This window comes from Streptomyces sp. NPDC007189, from assembly GCF_040703635.1.
Lineage (GTDB): Bacteria > Actinomycetota > Actinomycetes > Streptomycetales > Streptomycetaceae > Streptomyces.
Genome location: NZ_JBEYEY010000004.1, coordinates 75,625 through 95,130, shown reverse-complemented (window position 1 = coordinate 95,130; position 19,506 = coordinate 75,625). Strand labels below are relative to the sequence as shown.

At 73.0% G+C, this 19,506-nt stretch carries 21 protein-coding genes; 10 read left to right on the top strand and 11 right to left on the bottom strand.

The window, feature by feature from the left end:
• Positions 1–7: 7 nt before the first annotated feature.
• The 3 genes from AB0950_RS09555 to AB0950_RS09545 all read right to left on the bottom strand — a co-directional run bounded on the left by AB0950_RS09555 (position 8) and on the right by AB0950_RS09545 (position 2,117).
• Complete coding sequence (locus AB0950_RS09555; RefSeq protein WP_360146849.1) at positions 8–634, bottom strand: YigZ family protein; 627 nt, start codon at positions 632–634, stop codon at positions 8–10.
• A gap of 107 nt (positions 635–741) precedes the next feature.
• Positions 742–1,284, bottom strand: coding sequence for a histidine phosphatase family protein (locus AB0950_RS09550; RefSeq protein WP_360146852.1), 543 nt, complete (start codon positions 1,282–1,284; stop codon positions 742–744).
• On the bottom strand, positions 1,281–2,117 hold the full coding sequence (locus AB0950_RS09545) for a hypothetical protein (protein ID WP_366778236.1): 837 nt from the start codon (positions 2,115–2,117) through the stop codon (positions 1,281–1,283). Before AB0950_RS09545 ends, AB0950_RS09550 begins: the two co-directional genes overlap by 4 nt.
• Positions 2,118–2,264: 147 nt before the next feature.
• On the opposite strand from AB0950_RS09545, the gene AB0950_RS09540 reads away from it, so the two are divergent.
• The 5 genes from AB0950_RS09540 to AB0950_RS09520 all read left to right on the top strand — a co-directional run bounded on the left by AB0950_RS09540 (position 2,265) and on the right by AB0950_RS09520 (position 6,850).
• Positions 2,265–2,672, top strand: coding sequence for a CoA-binding protein (locus tag AB0950_RS09540; protein ID WP_366778235.1), 408 nt, complete (start codon positions 2,265–2,267; stop codon positions 2,670–2,672).
• Positions 2,673–2,886: 214 nt separating this feature from the next.
• Complete coding sequence (locus AB0950_RS09535; protein WP_366778233.1) at positions 2,887–4,530, top strand: APC family permease; 1,644 nt, start codon at positions 2,887–2,889, stop codon at positions 4,528–4,530.
• Between the two features lie 226 nt (positions 4,531–4,756).
• The gene (locus AB0950_RS09530; protein WP_366778232.1) at positions 4,757–5,182 is read left to right on the top strand and encodes a hypothetical protein; all 426 of its coding nucleotides are present in this window, start codon (positions 4,757–4,759) and stop codon (positions 5,180–5,182) included.
• Positions 5,183–5,335: 153 nt separating this feature from the next.
• Positions 5,336–5,563, top strand: coding sequence for a hypothetical protein (locus AB0950_RS09525; RefSeq protein ID WP_366778231.1), 228 nt, complete (start codon positions 5,336–5,338; stop codon positions 5,561–5,563).
• A 63-nt stretch (positions 5,564–5,626) separates the two neighbouring features.
• Positions 5,627–6,850, top strand: coding sequence for a 4-hydroxybenzoate 3-monooxygenase (locus tag AB0950_RS09520; protein WP_360146864.1), 1,224 nt, complete (start codon positions 5,627–5,629; stop codon positions 6,848–6,850).
• Here the strand turns inward: AB0950_RS09520 and AB0950_RS09515 are convergent.
• Positions 6,844–7,206 carry a metalloregulator ArsR/SmtB family transcription factor gene (locus tag AB0950_RS09515; RefSeq protein ID WP_360575609.1) on the bottom strand — a complete coding sequence of 121 codons (363 nt, stop codon included), beginning with the start codon at positions 7,204–7,206 and terminating at the stop codon, positions 6,844–6,846. The genes AB0950_RS09520 and AB0950_RS09515 overlap by 7 nt on opposite strands.
• 61 nt (positions 7,207–7,267) lie before the next feature.
• On the opposite strand from AB0950_RS09515, the gene AB0950_RS09510 reads away from it, so the two are divergent.
• Positions 7,268–8,353 (top strand): cation diffusion facilitator family transporter, encoded by a 1,086-nt coding sequence (locus tag AB0950_RS09510; protein ID WP_366778230.1) that lies wholly within the window; start codon positions 7,268–7,270, stop codon positions 8,351–8,353.
• Between the two features lie 27 nt (positions 8,354–8,380).
• Here AB0950_RS09510 and AB0950_RS09505 read toward each other — a convergent pair whose 3' ends face one another.
• A complete protein-coding gene (locus tag AB0950_RS09505) occupies positions 8,381–8,938 on the bottom strand; it encodes a YbaK/EbsC family protein (RefSeq protein WP_360146874.1) in 558 nt (185 codons plus the stop codon).
• A gap of 32 nt (positions 8,939–8,970) precedes the next feature.
• The gene (locus AB0950_RS09500; RefSeq protein ID WP_360146877.1) at positions 8,971–9,543 is read right to left on the bottom strand and encodes an XRE family transcriptional regulator; all 573 of its coding nucleotides are present in this window, start codon (positions 9,541–9,543) and stop codon (positions 8,971–8,973) included.
• Between the two features lie 149 nt (positions 9,544–9,692).
• Between AB0950_RS09500 and AB0950_RS09495 the strand changes: the two genes are divergently transcribed.
• Positions 9,693–10,550 (top strand): DMT family transporter, encoded by an 858-nt coding sequence (locus AB0950_RS09495; protein ID WP_360146880.1) that lies wholly within the window; start codon positions 9,693–9,695, stop codon positions 10,548–10,550.
• 153 nt (positions 10,551–10,703) lie between these two features.
• On the opposite strand, the gene AB0950_RS09490 is transcribed toward AB0950_RS09495, so the two are convergent.
• A complete protein-coding gene (locus AB0950_RS09490; RefSeq protein ID WP_360146883.1) occupies positions 10,704–11,468 on the bottom strand; it encodes an acyltransferase in 765 nt (254 codons plus the stop codon).
• Positions 11,469–11,576: 108 nt separating this feature from the next.
• On the opposite strand from AB0950_RS09490, the gene AB0950_RS09485 reads away from it, so the two are divergent.
• Complete coding sequence (locus tag AB0950_RS09485) at positions 11,577–12,104, top strand: gamma carbonic anhydrase family protein (RefSeq protein WP_366778229.1); 528 nt, start codon at positions 11,577–11,579, stop codon at positions 12,102–12,104.
• An 84-nt stretch (positions 12,105–12,188) separates the two neighbouring features.
• Here the strand turns inward: AB0950_RS09485 and AB0950_RS09480 are convergent, their stop codons facing one another.
• On the bottom strand, positions 12,189–12,836 hold the full coding sequence (locus tag AB0950_RS09480; RefSeq protein ID WP_366778228.1) for a DedA family protein: 648 nt from the start codon (positions 12,834–12,836) through the stop codon (positions 12,189–12,191).
• A gap of 252 nt (positions 12,837–13,088) precedes the next feature.
• Between AB0950_RS09480 and AB0950_RS09475 the strand changes: the two genes are divergently transcribed.
• Positions 13,089–14,132 carry a lysylphosphatidylglycerol synthase transmembrane domain-containing protein gene (locus AB0950_RS09475; protein WP_360146892.1) on the top strand — a complete coding sequence of 348 codons (1,044 nt, stop codon included), beginning with the start codon at positions 13,089–13,091 and terminating at the stop codon, positions 14,130–14,132.
• Between the two features lie 51 nt (positions 14,133–14,183).
• Here the strand turns inward: AB0950_RS09475 and AB0950_RS09470 are convergent, their stop codons facing one another.
• The 3 genes from AB0950_RS09470 to AB0950_RS09460 form a co-directional block, all read right to left on the bottom strand.
• On the bottom strand, positions 14,184–16,070 hold the full coding sequence (locus AB0950_RS09470) for an RICIN domain-containing protein (protein ID WP_366778227.1): 1,887 nt from the start codon (positions 16,068–16,070) through the stop codon (positions 14,184–14,186).
• Positions 16,071–16,393: 323 nt separating this feature from the next.
• Positions 16,394–17,290, bottom strand: coding sequence for an N-acetylmuramic acid 6-phosphate etherase (gene murQ, locus AB0950_RS09465; RefSeq protein ID WP_360575603.1), 897 nt, complete (start codon positions 17,288–17,290; stop codon positions 16,394–16,396).
• Between the two features lie 50 nt (positions 17,291–17,340).
• Positions 17,341–18,288 (bottom strand): MurR/RpiR family transcriptional regulator, encoded by a 948-nt coding sequence (locus AB0950_RS09460; protein ID WP_360146901.1) that lies wholly within the window; start codon positions 18,286–18,288, stop codon positions 17,341–17,343.
• A 213-nt stretch (positions 18,289–18,501) separates the two neighbouring features.
• Between AB0950_RS09460 and AB0950_RS09455 the strand changes: the two genes are divergently transcribed.
• The gene (locus AB0950_RS09455) at positions 18,502–19,503 is read left to right on the top strand and encodes a BadF/BadG/BcrA/BcrD ATPase family protein (protein ID WP_366778226.1); all 1,002 of its coding nucleotides are present in this window, start codon (positions 18,502–18,504) and stop codon (positions 19,501–19,503) included.
• Positions 19,504–19,506: the final 3 nt, after the last annotated feature.

Here is a 19,506-nt window from a genome sequence, read left to right as displayed (position 1 = left end):
CCGAACATCACGCATCTCCATAGGCTTCGCCGCCCAGTTCGAAGCCGGCCGTGCCCGCCGTCGCGTCGGCGAGCCAGGCACGGAAGGAGTCCACGTCGGCGTCCGGCAGCCCGATCTCGATGGCGACCTCCTCGCCGTAGCGGACGTCCCGGACCTCGCGTCCGGTGGCGCGCAGGTCGTTCTGCACCTTCCCGGCCCGCTGGTGGTCGACGGTCACCGTGGCCAGCCGGAAGCGGCGCCGGGTGAGCGTGCCGAGCACGTCCAGGGTCTCGCCGACGGCTCCGCCGTAGGCACGGATGAGTCCGCCGGCGCCGAGCTTGACTCCTCCGTAGTACCGGGTGACGACCGCGACGACGTAGCGCATCTCACGGCGCAGCAGCATCTGCAGCATGGGGACGCCCGCGGTGCCGCCGGGCTCGCCGTCGTCGCCGGCCTTCTGCACGGAGGCGTCGGCGCCGATGACGTACGCCCAGCAGTTGTGCGTGGCGTCGGCGTGCTCCTTGCGCACGGACGCGATGAAGTCCTGTGCCTCCTGCTCGGTGGCGGCCGGGGCGAGGGCGCACAGGAAGCGGGAGCGGTTGATCTCGATCTCGTGCACGCCCGCGCGGGCGACTGTGCGGTACTCGTCCTGCATCCGGTCAGCCTATGCGGTGCCCGTGAGCGCCGGTCACGGGCGCGTGCCGGTGATGCGGCCGCTGTGCAGGTCGGTGCGGCTCACGCAGTCGCACGCGCGCGTGGGCGCTATGTCTTCGCCCCGCGCGGTACGGTCAGCGAGGTCAGCAGGGCTGTGCCGGGGCCGAGGGAGGGCCAGCCGGGGCCGTGCCAGGAGAGGACGGCGATCGCGGAGGTCGGGAACTTGGTCCGCACCCGGTCCAGCGTGTCGTCGAGACCGTCCCCCGCCAGTTCCAGGACCAGCTCCTCGAGGCCCGGGTTGTGCCCGACGAGCAGCAGCGTCTCCACCTCGGAAGGCGTCTCGCGGACCACTTCCAGCAGCTGCGGTGCGTCCGCCGCGTACAGCCGCCGGTCGTAGCGCACCGGCGGCGGGGTGCCCCATTCGGCGGAGGCCAGCTCCCAGGTGCGCCGGGCGCGTACGGCCGGGGAGCACAGGGCGAGGTCGGGCAGGCAGTCGGCCTCGGCGAGGGCGCGCCCGGCGGCGGGGGCGTCGCGCAGGCCGCGTGGGGCGAGGGGCCTGGCGTGGTCCTCGACGCCCTCGGGCCGGGCGGACTTGGCGTGCCGCAGGACGACCAGCCGGCGCAGCGGGCCCGCGTCCGCCCGCGCGATCATGCGAGGCTCCCGAGGTCGCGGGCGAGGTCGAGGGCCAGCAGGCGGTCGGCGTAGACATACGTCTCGAACCGGGCTCCGTCAGGGAGGTCCGGGTCGCGCTCCACGTCCCGCAGCACGTCCAGCACTCCGGGCAGGTCGAGGTCGTCCTCCCACGCGGCGCGCAGCCGCTCCCGCACCTCCTCCGGCACGGGCCGCGACGGCTGGCCTGCCCACCGGGCGACGGCCCGCCGCCACGGCGCCAGCCGTCCGCCGGCCTCCGCCAGCGCACCGGGGTCCAGCCGAACCGCCTCCGCCCGTGGAACGGAGAGCAGCGCCAGCCGGAGAGCCGAGGGATCCGCAAGCAGGACGTCCAGAGCGAGGCGGGCGGTGCCCGGGGCGGCCTGTGCGGACCCGGGCTCGGCGGCACGACCAGCGGCCGGCCCGGAACCCGACGAGGACGCGCTCCGTCCGCCCACCGGCTCCTCCCCCGTCCACTCCACCGGTGCGACCTGCATCACCGGACCGGCGCCGGAGGCAGTCGTGCGGTCGGCCGTCACCTGGATCGCCTGGGCCTTCGGCAGGCCTGGCGAGAGGTCGCGGGCGTCCTCGAAGGGGCGGATGGACAGGGCGGTCGCGGCGGTGTTCAGATCGGCGGCGCCGCGGGGGGCGGCCAGGGTCGTCCAGACCGGGGTGCTGTCCAGCTCCAGGGCGCGGACCAGGAGGTCGGCGGTGAGCAGCACCCGCAGGGACGTCGGGTCGGGGCCGCAGGCGTGGGCCTCGGCACGGGTCAGGCCGCGGCGGGCGGGCGCGGCGGGGACCAGCTCACCGGTTCGGGCGTCGAGGATGCGCAGCACGGGGTGAGCGTAGGCGGCCGGGCGGTCGTGCGCAGGTATCTTGGACCCGTTCGGGGCATGGTGGCGTGGTGGGGCGGGCCGGGAATCCGGATCCGGCGCGCCGATGTTGCGGAGGGGAAGAGTTTCCCGCAGCCCGAGGAGGCGGCCGTGTACGGCGACGAAGCGACGATCCGCAGGATCCTTACGGAGCTGGGCGACACCTGGGCGGTGGTCGGCCTGTCCGGCAACCGCAGCCGGGCGGCGTACGGCGTGGCGCAGGTGCTGCAGCGGTACGGCAAGCGGATCGTGCCGGTGCATCCGAAGGCCGAGACCGTGCACGGCGAGCGGGGCTACGCCTCCCTCGCGGAGATCCCCTTCGACGTGGACGTGGTCGACGTCTTCGTCAACAGCGAGCTGGCCGGCGCGGTGGCCGACGAGGCCGTGGCGAAGGGCGCGCGGGCCGTGTGGTTCCAGCTCGGCGTGGTGGACGAGGCGGCCTACGAACGTACCCGATCGGCCGGTGTGGACATGGTCATGGACCGGTGCCCGGCGATCGAAATTCCCCTTCTGGGCTAGCGAATCTAGCATTCTACTTACAATTGGCCGCTGAATATTGACATTCGCACGAGGCATCTGACCTGTGACAAGGCCGTGACCGAGCGTGCGCCCAAGACACCGAAGATCCCGGGTCAAAATTTGGTTAACACTCTTTTGCTGACTCGGAAAGCATCCCTAGCCTGTGGCCTCCTTGCCCGTTAACACTGCGTATAGATCTGAGAGGCCACTAGACATGGCGAATGTCGACCAGGCTGCTACGCCGGTAGCCACAAGCGACACCGGCGGCGGCTTGCGCCGCGATGTGGGACTCATCGGCCTGATGTGGGCGTCGGTGGGTTCCATCATCGGCTCCGGCTGGTTGTACGGCGCGCACGACGCGGTCATCCAGGCCGGCCCTTCGGCGATCATCTCGTGGGTGATCGGCTCGGTGGCCATCGTGCTCCTCGCCCTCGTGCACGCCGAACTCGGTGGCATGTTCCCGGTGGCTGGCGGCACCGCCCGCTACCCGCACTACGCGTTCGGTGGCCTCGCCGGCATGTCCTTCGGCTGGTTCTCCTGGCTGCAGGCCGCGACGGTGGCCCCGATCGAGGTCGAGGCCATGATCGGCTACGCCGGGCACTGGTCGTGGGCACAGCACTTCCAGCACGCCGACAAGACGCTGACAGCCAGTGGCCTGGTCGTCGCGATCGTGCTCATGGCCGTCTTCGTCGGCGTGAACTTCTTCGGCGTGCGAGCCCTGGCGCACACCAACAGCGCCGCGACCTGGTGGAAGATCGCCGTGCCCCTGGGCGCGATCTTCATCGTCGCCGTAGGAAACTTCCACCCGGCCAACTTCCACTCGGAGGGCTTCGCCCCCTTCGGCGCCAAGGGTGTGCTGGCCGCGATCAGCACCAGCGGCATCATCTTCGCGCTGCTCGGCTTCGAGCAGGCCATCCAGCTGGCGGGCGAGAGCCGCAACCCGAAGAAGGACCTGCCGCGCGCGACCCTCGGCTCGGTGGCGATCGGCGCCGTGATCTACCTGCTGCTGCAGATCGTGTTCATCGCTGCGCTGCCGCACAGCAGTTTCGCGCACGGGTGGGCACACCTCGCATTCAAGGGCGACAGCGGCCCGTGGGCCGGCCTCGCGACCCTGGTGGGCCTCGGCTGGCTGGCGGGTGTCCTTTACCTCGACGCGATCGTCTCCCCCGGCGGCACCGGCCTGATCTACACCACTGCCACCTCGCGGGTCTCCTACGGTCTGGCGAAGAACGGCTACGCTCCGAAGATCTTTGCGCGAACCGACGCGCGCGGCGTGCCGTGGTTCGGTCTCATCATGTCCTTCGCGACCGGTGTGATCTGCTTTCTGCCGTTCCCGAGCTGGCACAAGCTGGTCGGCTTCATCACCTCGGCGAGCGTGCTGATGTACGCCGGTGCGCCGCTGGCGTACGGCGTCTTCGCCGACAAGCTGCCGCACCGCGAGCGGCCGTACCGACTGCCGTTCGGCAAGGTGCTCTCTCCGCTGTCGTTCGTGGTGGCCAACCTGATCATCTACTGGGCCGGGTGGGACACCCTGTGGCGGCTCGGCATGGCCATCGTCCTCGGCTACGTGCTGCTCGGCGGCTATGCGGTCTACGCCCACAAGAAGAACCTGCCGGACGCGCCCCGGATGGACTTCCGGGCCGCTCAGTGGCTGCCCGCCTATCTGGTGGGCATGGGCCTGATCTCCTGGCAGGGCGGCTTCGGCGGCCAGGGCCACATCGCCCTGTGGTGGGACATCCTGCTCATCGCGGTGTTCTCGCTCGGCATCTACTACTGGGCCAAGGCGACCGCCTCCAATGCCGAACAGATCGAGCGCGACATCGATGAGATCGTGGTCGTGGACGTGCCCACACACTGATATTCGTCGCGCACCGAGAGGGGCCCTTCGTCAGCCACGGCCGCACAGCCGTGGCTGACGGCGTTTGTCTCAGCCTTCGACCGTCGACTCCGAAGCGCCAATTTCCAAGATCATCATATGGAACAGTCAAGGATGATCAAGATGGCGCCCGAGGGAGGCGACTCTCTGTACCGTGATCAACAGACCTGAATGTCAGGTCCACAACTAATCGGGGAGTCGTCTTCAGATGAAGACCAAAGTCTTCAAGGCAGCTGTGCCTGCCGTGCTGGTACCCGTCCTGGCCTCGACCTTCATGGCCGTCGGCACTGGCACTGCGTCCGCGTCGGCCGGCAAGTGCTCGGTTCACCAGGTGACGGAGGCCGAATCGAACCAGGTTTGCCTCAACGTTGAGGGCAAAGGCCTGACGGTCAAGTCCATCTACGGGCGTTACATCGGTATTTGGGGCATGCCGAAGCTGACGCTGTACATCAACGGGAAGCTGGCATCCAGCAAGAAGGCCACCAAGTCCACCGACGACTTCGCGGTCTACTTCCCGTCGAAGTTCGACAAGAAGTACAGCAACGGAACCACCATGCGGGTCTGCCTGAGCGAGGTCGTCGGCGACTTCCCCGCCAAGAGCACGTGCACGCCCACCATCGAGATTCACTCGTGATTCGCCCCCGATCCTTGTGATCGGGCAGGATGGACAAAGGACCCCACCCCCTGTGGGGCCCTTTCTTTTCACCGAGGCAAGTGGGTGATCGGCGCCCACCTCACCCCGTAAGCCGCAGCCGCGCCAGGTGTTGGCTGGCGGCGGACGGGCCCGGTGAGCGTCGTGACATCGGCCTCACCCGCCGTCAGGACGGGCATCGGCGTGATCTCCTACTTCAGCACCTTCGGCGGTACCGGTGACCTGCCGCTGTGGTGGGACATCCTGGTCGTCGCCGTGTTCTCGCTCGGCATCTACTACTGGGCCAAGGCGACCGCCTCGGCGCCCGAGCAGATCGAGCGCGACATCGAGGAGGTCGTCGTCACCGACGCCCCCGCGCACTGACCCGCTCCGCCCTGGTGTCCCGTCGGCCGGTCACGGCTGACGGGACACCGTCATAATGCGGGGATGATCTCCCCTTCTCCCCACCTCGGCGCCGCGCCCGCAGAACGCCGTACGGTGGTCGTCGTGGGCGCCGGGCCGGCCGGGCTCACCATCGGCAGCATCCTGCGCGCCGCCTCCGTCGACTGCGTCGTCCTGGAGACCGAGAGCCGGCAGTTCATCGAGACACGGCCGCGCGCCGGGGTCATCGAGGAATGGGCGGTGCGCGAACTGGACCGCCGGGGACTGTCCGAACGGCTCCCGGAGCGGGCCGAGTCGCACACCGCCTGCGAGTTCCGCTTCGACGGCGAGCGCTACCGCTTCCCCTACGCCGAGCTGACGGGCCGTCGTCACTACGTGTATCCGCAGCCGCTGCTGGTGACGGACCTGGTGCGGGAGTACGCCGACGTACGCGGCGGCGACATCCGCTTCGGGGTGCGGGACGTCACGCTGCACGACCTGGACTCCGACCGGCCGGCGGTGTCGTACCGCTGCCCGGAGACGGGTGAACGGCGGCTGCTGCGCTGCGACTTCGTCGCGGGCTGCGACGGGGCGCGCGGGGTGACCCGGGACGCGATACCCGCCGGGCGGAGGCGGATCGCGCGGCAGGACGACGGCATCGGCTGGCTGGCGCTGCTGGCGGAGGTTCCGCCGTCGACGGACTGCGTGCTGTTCGGCGTCCATCCGCGCGGTTTCGCCGGGCAGATGCCGCGCAGCCCCGAGGTCACCCGGTTCTACCTCCAGTGCCCGCCCGGCGACGATCCGGAGAACTGGCCGCACGACAGGGTCTGGACCGAACTGCGCGAGCGGCTCGGCGCGGCCGGGGCGCCCCCGCTCACCGAGGGCCGGCTGACCGAGAAGCGCGTCCTGGACATGCACCACTACGTCGTCGAACCCCTCGTCCACGGGCGGCTGTTCCTGGCCGGGGACGCCGGTCACCTGGTGGCGCCCATCGCCGCCAAGGGTCTGAACCTCGCCCTGCACGACGCCTTCCTGCTCGGCGACGCGCTCACGGCCTACGTCACGAAGGGCGACGGCAGCGGCCTGGACGGCTACTCGGCGGCCTGTCTGCGCCGGGTGTGGGACTACCAGGAGTTCTCCCAGTGGCTGTCGGACATCTACCACGGGGTGGCGTCCGGCGATCCGTTCCGCGCCGGCACCACGCTGGCGCGGCTGCGCCGGCTGTTCACCTCGCCGGCCGCGGCGGCGGCCTTCGCCGAGCAGTACCTCGGGACGGCCGCCGCCTACTGACCTCCGGCGGGCCGCTCGGCGAGCAGGTGGTCCGCCGTCTTCAGCGCCTCCTCCACCAGCCGGCGCAGATGCCCGTGCGGAAGCGAGTAGATCACCCGGCGGCCCTCCTTGCGGGTCTTCACCAGTCCCGCTAGCCGCAGCCGGCCCAGGTGCTGGCTGACGGCGGGACGGGCCGCGCCGCACGCCTCGGTGAGCGTCGTGACGTCGGCCTCGCCGGTCGTCAGGGCGTGCAGCAGGGTCAGGCGGGTGCGGTCGCCGAGCAGGGCCATCAGCTCGGCGGCGAGCGCGAACTGCTCCTCGCCGGGGCTGCGCGGGTGCGCATGGTGCGCAGGTGAAAGGTGCATGCGTGCGCTCATACGCACATAATGGTCCGGTGGGCGCCGCGCGTCCACTCCCGCACACCGGAAGGGGACCCACGTGAACGACCGGCACGCACCGGGCCGCACTCACGGTCACGATCATGCGAACCCCGCGCACACGGGCCACGCCCACGGTCATGAGGACCACCCCCACAAGCCCGGTCTCCGCCACCGCCTGGCGCATCTGCTCACCCCGCACTCCCACGACAGCGCCGACAAGCTGGACCCGGCCATGGAGGCCTCCGCGCACGGGACGCGGGCGCTGTGGGTGTCGCTGGCCGTGCTGGGGGCGACCGCGCTGGCACAGGGGGCCGTGGTGGCCGTATCCGGCTCGGTGGCGCTGCTCGGGGACAGCGTGCACAACGCGGCGGACGCGCTGACCGCCGTCCCCCTCGGCATCGCCTTCGTGCTGGGCCGGCGGGCGGCGACCCGCCGGTTCACCTACGGCTACGGGCGCGCCGAGGATCTGGCGGGCCTGGTGATCGTGCTGACCATCGCCGCGTCGGCGGCCTTCGCCGCGTGGGCGGCCGTGGGGCGGCTGCTCGATCCGCGCCCGGTCGCCCACGTGCCGGCGGTCGCGGTGGCCGCGCTGGTCGGGTTCGTGGGCAACGAGTGGGTGGCCCGGTACCGCATCCGGGTGGGCCGGCGGATCGGCTCGGCCGCGCTCGTCGCCGACGGACTGCACGCCCGCACGGACGGTTTCGCCTCACTCGCGGTGCTGGCGGGCGCCGGAGGCTCGGCGCTGGGCTGGCATCCGGCCGACCCGGTCGTCGGGCTGGCGATCACGGCCGCGATCGTGCTGGTGCTGCGGGACGCGGCGCGTGAGGTGTTCCGCCGGATGCTGGACGCCGTCGACCCGGCGCTGGTGGACCGGGCCGAGCGCGCGGTGCGGGGGGTGCCGGGCGTGCGCGAGGTGGGCGAGCTGCGGCTGCGGTGGATCGGGCACCGGCTGCGGGCCGAACTGGCGGTCGTGGTGGACGGCGAGGCGACGCTGCGGCAGGCCCACGCGATCGCCGTGGAGGCGGAACACGCCCTGCTGCACGCCGTACCGAGGCTGACGGCCGCCCTGGTGCACGCCGACCCCGCCCCGGCGCCGGGCGAGCGCGACCCCCATGTGGTCCTCGCCCACCATGCGACGGCGTGACCTGCGTCCCGGCGGGGACCGGCGGTCTCAGGCGACCCCGAGGCCCTCCAGGACCACCGCGCCCGGCAGTTCCGCGAGGGCCTTGCCCGGCACCAGCAGCTTGCCGCGGCGGCGTCCGCTGCCGACGAGGACGTAGGGCAGGTCGACGACGGCCGCGTCGATGAACACCGGCCAGCCGGCGGGCAGTCCGACGGGGGTGATGCCGCCGTACTCCATGCCGGTCTCGCCGGTCGCCGTCTCCGTGGAGGCGAAGGAAGCCTTGCGGGCGCCCAGTTGGCGGCGTACGACGCCGTTGACGTCGACCCGCGTGGTGGAGAGCACCACGCACGCGGCGAGAGTGGTCTCGCCGCCCCGCTTGCCGGCGACCACCACGCAGTTCGCCGACTGCTCCAGCAGATCGCGGCCGTAGTGCTCCACGAAGACGGCCGTGTCGGCCCAGCGCGGGTCGGTCTCGACGTAGAGGACGCGGTCGGCGGGAACCGCGCCCCGCCAGGTGCGTACGGCGTCGGCGACCGGCGCGGTCAGTTCCTCGAGGCAGTCCGTGACGGGGGTGGCGGTGTCGAAGTCTCCGATGGGTGCGCGCATGCCCGCACGCTAACAGCCCGCTCCGGTGCGGCTCAGCGCACCGGGGGCACCGAGACGGCCATCACCATCTCCATCGGTACGTCGCCCTCGTTGGCGTAGGTGTGCGCGGTGCTGGCCTCGAAGGTGGCGCTCGCGCCGGTCGGCACCAGGTGCTTGACGCCGTCCACGGTGAGGGTCAGTTCGCCGGCGGTGACATGGACGAGCTCCACCGTGCCCACGCGGTGCGGCTCGGAGGGGCTCTGCTCCCCCGGCATCAGCCGCCAGTCCCACATCTCGAGCGGACCGGGCGCCTCCGTGCCGGCGAGGAGACGGTTGTAGCTGCCGGCGTCGGTGTGCCAGAGCCGTACGGCCTGTTCGGCGGGGACGATGCGGACGGTGGGGCCCTGTTCGTAGTCGAGCAGGGTGGTGACGCTGATGCCGAGCGCGTCGCCGATCTTGACGACCGTGCCGATGCTGGGGTTCGTGCGGGCCTGCTCGATCTGGATCAGCATGCCGCGGCTGACTCCCGCGCGGGCGGCGAGCGCGTCCAGGGTGAAGCCCCGCTCGGTGCGCCAGCGCTTGACGTTGCGCGCCAGGGACTGGGTCAGCAGGTCGAGGTCCGACACATCACGTCCATCGGGAAGAGGTCCGGGTCAGGCCCCTGGGTCGGGTCCGGGCGTCCCGGAAGTTCAATATTCGGGATGACAGAGTTCACTCCACTGCACTACCGTGAGGTGGACCCGATCGTTCATCAAACTGTACTGCGAGGCCGGCCGTGACAGCATTCTTCGCCCTGACCACCAGCCTTCTGTGGGGGCTGGCCGACTTCGGGGGCGGACTGCTGACACGACGGACGCCCGCGCTGACCGTCGTGGTCGTCTCCCAGGCCATCGCGGCGGCCGTGCTGGGCGCGATCGTCGTCGCGACCGGCGGGTGGGGCGAGGCCGGGCCCCGCCTGTGGTTCGCGTTCGCCGCCGGACTGGTGGGGCCGGTCGCCCTGCTCTCTTTCTACAAGGCCCTCGCGCTCGGTCCCATGGGGGTGGTCTCGCCGCTCGCGACGCTGAGCGTGGCCGTGCCGGTGGGCGTGGGCCTGGTCCTCGGCGAGCGCCCCGGACTGCTCCAGGTCGCCGGCATCGCGGTCGCCGTGACGGGTGTCGTCCTCGCGGGCGGACCGCAGTTGCGCGGCGCGCCCGTCCAGCGGCGGACGATCCTGCTCACGCTGGTCGCGGCACTGGGGTTCGGCACGGTCTTCGCCCTGATCACGGAGGCCTCGACGACCGTCACCGGCCTGTTCCTCGCGTTGTTCGTGCAGCGGCTGACGAATGTCGCGGTCGGCGGGGCCGCGCTCGCCGTCTCCCTCCGGCGGGGCGGCCGGGCGGTGCCCGAGGGCGGCTTCCCCTGGGCCTCGCTGCCCGCGCTGGCCTTCGTCGGACTCGCCGACGTGGCCGCCAACGGCACGTACGCCGTCGCCGCCCAGCACGGCCCGGTCACCGTGGCGGCCGTACTCGCCTCGCTGTACCCGGTGGTGACGGCCCTGGCCGCGCGCGGCTTCCTCAGCGAACGGCTGCGCGCGATCCAGGCGGCAGGCGCGGGCCTCGCCCTGCTCGGCACCCTGCTGCTGGCGACGGGCTGATCCGGCCCGGGGCTTCGGATGCCCACCGCTGGCCCTGGCTGCGGATCCCGGCCGAGCCGGCCCTCATCCCCGCATCCCGCGCGAGCCGGCCCTCGGCTTCGCGTACCCACCGAGCCATACCTAGCCGGCCCTTGCCCCCGAGGACCGCGCGCGTCAGCTCTCGGTTTCCAGTTGCGCGAGTCTGGCCACCATCTCCTCGTCCAGTTCCGCCAGGGCCCGGAGCTGATCGGGTGTCGTCCCCTCCGGGATCGGTATCGGCGGCGGGGTCCTGAGCGGGGGCTGCCAGCCCTGGTCCGCCGTCCAGCGCCGGACCACCCGGGCGGGCGCCCCGGCCACCACGGCGTGATCGGGCACCGTGCCCCGCACCACGGCGCCGGCCGCGACGACCACATTCCGGCCGATCCGCGCGCCGGGCAGGATGACCGCGCCGGTGCCGATCCAGCAGCCCGGACCGATCTCCACGGGCTCCATGCGGGGCCACTGCCTGCCGATCGGCTGGTGGGGGTCGTCGTAGGAGTGGTTGGTGGAGGTGACGTAGACGTACGGACCGAAGTAGCAGTCGCTGCCGATGGTGACCGTCGTGTCCGCGATGACATGGCTGCCCCGGCCGAGGACGACGCCGTCGCCGATGCGCAGGATCGGCTCGGGCCCGAGGTCGAGGTCCGGCATCAGGCCCGCGGTCAGCGTGACCTGTTCGCCGATGATGCAGTGCGAGCCGAGGTGGATCCAGGGTTCGCCGAAGACCGTGCCGAGCGGGAAGGCGAGCCGGGTCGCTTCGCCGATCGAGCCGAACTTCAGGCGGCCGGGGTGTTCGGCGGTGACGGAGCCCGTGCGCTGAGCCCAGGCCCAGGCCGCGTGCACCGCGCGCTGGGCGACGCGGCGACGCCAGGACGAGAACGTGTTCTTGGGCTTCGGCACGGGCTCACGTTACTCATCGGTTGCCTCCGGCGAGAGGGCGGGCTGCTGTGATCTTTGCCCCAGTCCGTGACGTACCGTGCGGGTAGTCACGGACACGAGGAGACGGTGATGACACAGCAGGCGCTGATCGTGGGCATCGGCGGCAGGGAGCCGCAGGTCGATCCGGAGGCGTTCGTCGCGCCGACGGCTTCCGTGATCGGCGAGGTCACGCTGCACGCGGGGGCCAGTGTCTGGTACGGCGCGGTCATCCGGGGCGATGTCGAAAAGATCACCGTGGGGGCGCAGGCGAATGTCCAGGACAACGTCACCCTGCATGCGGACCCCGGGTTTCCGGTGCATGTCGGCGAGCGGGTGTCCATCGGGCACAACGCCGTCGTCCATGGGGCGACCGTGGAGGACGACTGCCTCGTCGGGATGGGGGCGACCGTGCTGAACGGGGCCGTGATCGGTGCCGGTTCGCTCGTCGCCGCCCAGGCTCTGGTGCCGCAGGGGATGGTGGTGCCGCCCGGGTCGCTGGTGGCCGGGGTGCCGGCGAAGGTGCGGCGGGAGCTGACCGAGGAGGAGCGGCAGGGGGTCACGCTCAACGGCACGATGTACGCGGAGCTGGCGAAGGCGCACCAGGACGTGCACCGCTAGGCCGTCCGGCGGGCAGCGGCCGTGCGGCCTGCCGCGCCCACGCGGCAGAGCCGCACATCGGCCCCGCGCCCGTTGCGGGGTGCTTCAGTCCCCGGCGCTCACCGGCTCTGCCTCCCGGTCCACCTGCTGCTGGGCCTTCTTCGCCTTGCGCTGCACGATCAGCATGGTGGCGAGGCCGAGTGCCACCGCCGCCGCCAGCCCCACGTACGAGAACTTCTTCAGCCAGCCCTCGGCGACCACGCCGACGTAGTACACGGCCGCCGTGGTGCCGCCGGCCCAGCAGATGCCGCCGAGGACGTTGGCGATCAGGAACTTCCAGTACGGCATGTGCAGGACGCCCGCGAGGGGGCCGGCGAAGATGCGCAGCAGGGCGATGAAACGGCCGAAGAAGACGGCCCACATGCCCCACTTCTCGAACGACCGCTCGGCGGTGGCCACATGGCCCTCGCTGAAGTGCTTCGGGAATCTCCTGTCCAGCCAGGCCAGCAGCGGGCGTCCGCCCTTGCGTCCGATCGCGTAGCCGATGGAGTCGCCGATCACGGCGCCTGCGGTCGCGCACGCGCCGAGGACGACCGGGTTGACGCCCGAGTGCTGGGAGGCCATCAGCGCCGCCGAGACCAGGATGATCTCCCCTGGAAGCGGGATGCCCAGGCTCTCCAGACCGATCACCAGGGCGACCACGGCGTAGACGGCGGCCGCGGGCACCGAGTCGAGCCAATCCTGGACGTGCACCGCGGGATCCTCCCCTGTCGCCTTCCCTGACCGGTGGGGCCGCCGCATGTAAAGGGCGCCCCAAGGGAAGGCTACCTGGTCGGCGGTGAACGGCGGCGTACGCGCATCCGCTCGGCGGCACCGTCCCGCCCCCGGTCCTTCGGTTTTCGGACATCCCCGTGTCACGCGGGCGGGGAAGGCTCCCCGCGGTTTCACCCGACCCGCCTTTCCAGGTCCCCGCCGTGGGGCCCGCTGCGGAAGGACGACGTCCCCGTGTCCTCACTCTCCCCGTCCCCCTCGCTCGCCTCCCCGCCACGCGTCCTGCCCGCGGATCCGCTCCCCGCCGCCCCGAGCGCCGATTCCGCTTCCCGGCCCCCGTCCCTCCTCGGGGCCCGGCGCCTGCGGATGGCCCTGTGCCTCGCTCCCCTGCTGCTCGCCGCCGGATGGGCGGCCGCCAACCGGCCGGTCATGTACGAGGGGGTACGACGGCTGGTCGCGGCCGATCCGGGGTGGCTGCTGGCCGGTGCCGGTCTCACCGGCCTGAACTGCGTGGCGGCCGCCTGCGTCCGGCAGGGCGCGCTGCCGGACCGGGTGCGGCCGGGGCTGCTGCTGGCCTCGCAGTTCGCCGCCGGCGCCGCCAACCACGCGCTGCCCGGCGGGCTCGGCGCGCACGCCGTCACCCTGCGCTTCCTGCGGGGCCAGGGAGTGCCGCCGGCCCGGGCCACCGCGTCGATCGGGCTGTACTCGCTCGCCAAGTCCGGCGCGAAGACCGGGGTGCTGCTGGTGTTCCTCGCGGCGACGCCGGCCTGGCGGCGCCTCGGTGGTCTGGTCCCGGACGGCCGGCTGCTGGTCCCGGTCGCCGCCGCCGCGTGCGGCGCCGTGGCGGCGGCGGGGGTGCTGCTGACCGTCGTACGACCGCTGCGGCGGCCGGTGACCGGGCTGCTGCGGTCCGCCCTCGCCGATGCCCGGGAGGTGCACACACGCCCTTGCCGGGTGGTCGCGCTGTGGGGCGGCGCGGTGGCGATGCCGCTGGTGCAGGGGACCACGCTCGCCTGTGTCGGCGCCTCGCTCGGGCTGGGGCTGCCGTGGCAGCACGTGGTGCTCGCCTACCTGGCGGCGGGCACGGCCGTCGGCGCGGTTCCGGCGCCGGGCGGGTTCGCGGTGGACGCGGCGCTGGTGTGGACGCTGGTCAGCTTCGGCTGCGCTCCGGCGACGGCCACCGCGACGGTCATCGGCTACCGGGTGCTGACCGACTGGGTGCCGCTGCTGCCCGGCACCCTGCTGCTGTCGGCGCTGATCCGGGCCAAGGTGCTGTGAGTGCCGGGCCGTCGGAGGGCGGCTGCCGTGGCTCGTCGGGCCCGGTACCCGTCAGTTGAGCAGCGCACCCACCGGCGCCGTCACCGCGGTGACCGGACGCAGGACGTCGTGCACCGCGCGCTCCGCCCGGGCCGGCGACACGGGCCCGGGCCCCCGCTGTTTCCGGCCGGGGCCCAGCCCCCGCTGTTGATGGCCGAGGCGGACCTGAGCGATCCGGGTCTCGTCCGGACCCGTCGACTCGCCCGGCCCGCCGCCCTCCCGCTTCCCGCGTGAGGCGTTCCCGTACGGCGGCCCGTCGGCATCCCGGCGGGCGTGCCCCGGTGTCCCGCCACCGGGAACTCCGGCCGCGCCGGGCACACCGGTGCCTCCCGGCGCCCCCGCCCCGTCCGGCGCGGCACCGGGCCGCCCTTCCCCGCCCGTCCCCGGTCGCAACAGCCAGCGCTGGTCCGGCGAACCGTCACGAGGGGCCAGCACCACCCGGGCTGACGGGCCGTCGGCGTTCGGGGCGAGCGCGAGGCCCTGGCTGTGGCGCAGCAGGATCTCGCCGTGCACGGTGACGTCGTAGACCGCCTCGTCTGCGTGCGCGGCGCATCCGGCCAGCACGACCGTCCTCGTGCCCGGGTCGGCGGCCAGGCACAGGGAGGGGTCGGCGGCGCTGCGCAGCAACCCGTCGTCCTGGTACGACCATTGCTGCGCGGCGGCGGAGGAGCACGGCGCGAGCCCGACGCCCGCGCCGGCCCGGACGGTGCTCCCGCGCACGTCCAGACAGCGTCCGGTGGTGAGGCCGCGCAGGCTGCCCCGGGCGACCGCAACGGGTTCGCCGGCCGAGGCGGCGGAGGGTGAGGTGACGGGCAGGGTGCCGGTGCCGCGCGGATGCGTGGTGCGGGCGGCGGGGGCGCCCCAGGTGGCGCCGGGTGCCGGGACAGCGTTGTCATCGGACCAGCTTCTGGCCACCAGGACGGTGGCGAGCAGCGCGAGCGAGGTGAGCCCGACGCCGATGACCACCGCCGTGCGATGGCGGCTGCCGGAACCGGTGGTGCGGTGTCTGCCGCCGGCGCCCGCTGCCGCCGGCTCGGGCGCCGGGCCGCACGGCACCTCCTCGGCGGCGCCGCGCCCGGGGCGCGAGTCGGCATAGCGGCGGGCGCCCCAGCCGAGCACGGTCTCGGCGAGCAGCAGGCCGGGGCTGTCGTCGAACAGCCCGAAGGTCTCGGCGGCGTGCCGGCAGTGCGCGCAGGCCGCCAGGTGCCGGCGCACGTCGGGCAGCAGGGCGTCGCCACGGCGCAGGGGGACGTCCAGGAGCCGGTTGTAGAAGCGGCATTCCTTGGTGGGGGCGAGTTCCCGGTGGGCGCGTACGCAACCCGCTCTGAATTGCTCGCGCGCCTGTTCCAGTGCGGCCGTCGCGGTGGCCGGGTCGATACCCAGCAGACCAGCGGGAATGTTTATCGGTTCCGCCTCCACCTCGGTGTGCCACAGAAGGCATTGCGAGGCGCCGGGAAGTGCCCGGAATGCGCGTTCGGCGAGTTGCCGCCTTTCCGGCGTCGCGGGATTCGTCGCGCGCAGTCCGCGGCCGCCGGCGGGTTTGCGCAATTCCGGCAGCGTCGCGCAGGCCACGTCGTCGGCGGCCCAGGCGCGGACGGTGTCGCGTACGGCGACCAGCAGTTGCGGGCGCAGGGCGCCGCCGACGGCTCCGGCGGCCATCCGGCCGAGCACCTCGTGGAAGGCGGCGGTGGCGACGAGGTGGGCGGTCGGCCCGGCCGAGGCCAGGCAGACGGTGGCGTAGTCGCGCGCGGCGCGCCAGTGGCGGCCCAGCAGCAGGGCGACGGCGTGATGGTGGACGGCGTGCGGGCCGCCGAGACCGGCGGCGAGATTGCGGTCGGACTCCCCGGGCGAACCGGGCAGCGGTGGATACGGCGGGCGTGGGGGGTGAGGGGACTGCACGGAACCATTTCCTTCCAGCCGCAGGACGGCGCACTCAATGCCGTCCTGTCGGAAAGCAGTGCCGAGTGGTGCATACCTGTCGGGCCGGCCTGGGCGTTCGACGCCGGCCTTTGCCCTCCCGCGGGAAGGCTCACCTTCGCACACGCGGCTCACGGGAAACAAGGAGTTCGATTGACCCGGCTTCAAAGTCGGCGAATTCCCCATTGGTTACCGGCGGTATCAGTTCCGTGGGACCGTTCCCACGTTTCTCCGGGCACTGCGTAGAGGCGAACACTCCGGCGGGACCGGCTGGTTGAAAATCCGTCAACAGGACGCGCTGGGTGTCAGGCGCCGCCGATGGCCGTACGCGTGTCGCCTCCGGCCTTGTCGAGGCGGCGAGTGGCCTCTTCGGCCGTGCAGGGGGCGAGGAGCATGACGATGGCGGTCTTGGCGTGGCCGCCGGCGGCACGCAGCGCGTCGGCGGCGGTGTCGGGGTTGGCACCGGTGGCCTGGACGACGATGCGGCGGGCCCGGTCGACCAGTTTCTCGTTGCTGGCTTTCACGTCGACCATGAGGTTCCCGTACGCCTTGCCCAGGCGCACCATCGAGGCCGTCGAGAGCATGTTGCAGACCATCTTCTCGGCGGTGCCGGCCTTGAGGCGGGTCGACCCGGTGAGGACCTCGGGGCCGGTGGGGACCTCGATCGTGATGCCGGCGCAGCGGCTGACGACCGCGTCGCGGTTGCAGGCGACCGACACCGTGGCGGCGCCCCGGGCGGCGGCGTGCCGCAGGCCGCCGACGACATAGGGGGTACGGCCGCTGGCGGCGAGCCCGACCACCGTGTCCCGGTCGTTCACGCCGATCGCGTCGAGGTCGGCGACCGCCCTCGCCGGTTCGTCCTCGGCGCCCTCGACGGCCAGGGCGAAGGCGCCCGGCCCGCCGGAGAGCAGTCCCACGACCTGCTCGGGCGAGGTGCCGAAGGTCGGCGGGCACTCCACGGCGTCGAGCAGGCCGACACGGCCGCTGGTGCCGGCGCCGAGGTAGATCAGCCGCCCGCCCCGCCGCAGCGACTCGGTGATCGCCTCGACGGCGGCCCCGATCTGCGGGAGGGCCTCGCGCACCGCGAGGGCGACGGTGCGGTCCTCGTCGTTCATGACCGCGAGCAGTTCGGTGACCGGCATGCGGTCCAGATCGGCGGTCCGCTGGTTGCGGGTCTCGGTGCCGAGTGTGCTGAGGTCCACGGCGCGGTCGTCCTTTCGGGAGGTGCCGGTGGCGGCGAGCGGGGTGGCGGTCAGTCGCCGGACGGCGTGCGGCGGGGCGCCGGCTGGCGCCTGCGGCGCTGGACCGCGCCGTAGGTCTTCTCCAGCGCCGCGGTCGTGGCCTCGTAGGACTGCTGGGCGACGCCGACGAACAGGCAGTCGATGAGCGCGAGTTGGGCGATGCGGCTGACGGTCGCGCCGGAGCGGAAGGGGGTCTCCCGGGCGCAGGTCGTCAGCACCAGGTCCGCGCTCTCCGCGAGGGTGGAGCGGGGCACGTTGGTGAGGGCGATGGTGGTGGCGCCGCGCTCGGCGGCGGCCTGCAGGGGCTCGACGGTGTCCTCGGTCTCGCCGGAGTGGGAGATGGCGAGGGCGACGTCGCCGGGGCCGAGCAGGGCGGCGGCGGTGAGCGCGGCGTGCCGGTCGGTCCAGATGAACGCCACGCGGCCGATGCGGTGCAGTTTCTGGTGCAGGTCCTGGCCGACGAACGCGCTGGCGCCGACGCCGAAGACGTCGATCCTGGGCGCTCCCGCCAGGGCCTGAACGGCCCGGCCCAGCACCTCGACGTCCACTCCCGCCCCGGTGTCCTCCAGGGCGCGCACCTCGTTGTAGACGATCTTGCGGACGATCTCGTCGAGGGTGTCGCTGGCGCTGATGTCGGTGCCCGGCGCCGGGCGGTCTCCGCTGAGGGCGTGCTCGCGGGCGGCCGCCGCGGCCAGCGCCAGGCGCAGTTGCGGGTAGTTGGTGATCTCTATGGCCCGGCAGAAGCGCATCACGGTCGCCACCGAGGTGTCGGCCCGCCGGGCGAGGGCGCTGATGGACAGCTTCGCCGCCTGCGCCGGATCGGCGAGGACGGCCTGGGCCACGCGTCGCTCCGACGGCGCCAGGGACGACAGGGCCGTCCGGATGCGTGCCAGCGTCCCGGCGGCGGAGGTGTCCTCCGCGGGCCGGTCCGGTATGCGAGGTGGTTCCGTGCTGGCCATGGGCCGTTCCTCCTGGCTGGGTGGCGTCACAGTAGCCACGCCTCCGGCCGGGCGTCAAAAAGTTACGCATCGAATTGCACGACGTTACTTATTGACATGTGAAGTGGGTCGTTCTGATACTCGCTGAACCGCGCTCCGCGCCGGTCACCGGCCGTCCAGCCGTCCTGGTGAGCGGCCGGAGCGACGATCCGGGATGACACGAAGGCGTGCCGTATGACAGCAGTAGTCGCGGTGGACCTGGGCAAGACCGGCTGCCGTGCCGCGTTGTTCAACGGCGGTGACGGTCCTGCCCGGCGGATCCAGGAGGTGCCCGGGGCCCCCGGGCTCGCCGCCGAGAACGGAGTGGCGGCCGCCCGCACCGCCGTACTCGCCGCCGTACTCCCCCTCCTCGAACGGGAGACCGCGCCGCGGCCGGCCGCGGTCTGCGTGGGCGCGGCGGGAGCGGCGGCCGCACCGGAGGCCGCCCGCGCGCTGGCCGGCCTGCTCCTCGAGGACCTGCCCACGGACGAGGTGGCCGTCACCAGCGACGCCGTCACCGCCCACGCGGGCGCCCTCGGCGGCCGCCCCGGCGTGGTCCTCGCGATCGGCACCGGCAGCGTCGCCGTCGGCATCGGGGACGACGGGTCGCACGCCCGCGTCGACGGCTGGGGTCCCTGGCTCGGCGACGAGGGCAGCGGCGCCTGGATCGGCGCGGCCGGGCTGCGGGCCGCGCTGCGGGCCCATGACGGACGCGGCCCGGACACGGCGCTGCTGGCCGCCGCCGCCGAACGCTTCGGCGACCCGGACCGGATTCCGGTGGCCCTCGGCCGTGACGGCAACCCCGCGCGGACCGCCGCGTCCTTCGCCCCGGACGTCGCGCGCCTGGCCGCGGCCGGCGACGCCGCGGCCTCGGCGATCATCCGGGACGCCGCCCACGCGCTCGGTGATGCCGTGCTCGCCGCCGCCCGCCGGATCGGCGGCGACGCCCTCTCCGTGACCATCACCGGCGGGCTCACCGGCCTAGGCGAACCGCTCCTCAATCCGCTGCGCTCGGCGCTGGCCGGCTCCCCGCTCCCCCTGCGCCTGCGGGACCCGCTCGGGCAACCGCTGGACGGTGCGCGCCTGCTGGCGCTGGACGCCGGCGCACCGCACGAGCCCCACGTCGTCCGCGTACGGCGGGCGGCGCCCTTCTCCCCCGTCCCCACCTCGCCGGTGCCCCCGCCGGCCGTCGCTTAGGAG

Excerpts from the sequence above, each read along its gene's own strand:
- AB0950_RS09555 (WP_360146849.1), bottom strand. The coding sequence starts at position 634 with ATGCAGGACGAGTACCGCACAGTCGCCCGCGCGGGCGTGCACGAGATC.
- AB0950_RS09550 (WP_360146852.1), bottom strand. The coding sequence starts at position 1,284 with ATGATCGCGCGGGCGGACGCGGGCCCGCTGCGCCGGCTGGTCGTCCTG.
- AB0950_RS09535 (WP_366778233.1), top strand. The coding sequence starts at position 2,887 with ATGGCGAATGTCGACCAGGCTGCTACGCCGGTAGCCACAAGCGACACC.
- AB0950_RS09530 (WP_366778232.1), top strand. The coding sequence starts at position 4,757 with ATGAAGACCAAAGTCTTCAAGGCAGCTGTGCCTGCCGTGCTGGTACCC.
- AB0950_RS09520 (WP_360146864.1), top strand. The coding sequence starts at position 5,627 with ATGATCTCCCCTTCTCCCCACCTCGGCGCCGCGCCCGCAGAACGCCGT.
- AB0950_RS09515 (WP_360575609.1), bottom strand. The coding sequence starts at position 7,206 with ATGAGCGCACGCATGCACCTTTCACCTGCGCACCATGCGCACCCGCGC.
- AB0950_RS09505 (WP_360146874.1), bottom strand. The coding sequence starts at position 8,938 with ATGCGCGCACCCATCGGAGACTTCGACACCGCCACCCCCGTCACGGAC.
- AB0950_RS09485 (WP_366778229.1), top strand. The coding sequence starts at position 11,577 with ATGACACAGCAGGCGCTGATCGTGGGCATCGGCGGCAGGGAGCCGCAG.
- AB0950_RS09460 (WP_360146901.1), bottom strand. The coding sequence starts at position 18,288 with ATGGCCAGCACGGAACCACCTCGCATACCGGACCGGCCCGCGGAGGAC.
- AB0950_RS09455 (WP_366778226.1), top strand. The coding sequence starts at position 18,502 with ATGACAGCAGTAGTCGCGGTGGACCTGGGCAAGACCGGCTGCCGTGCC.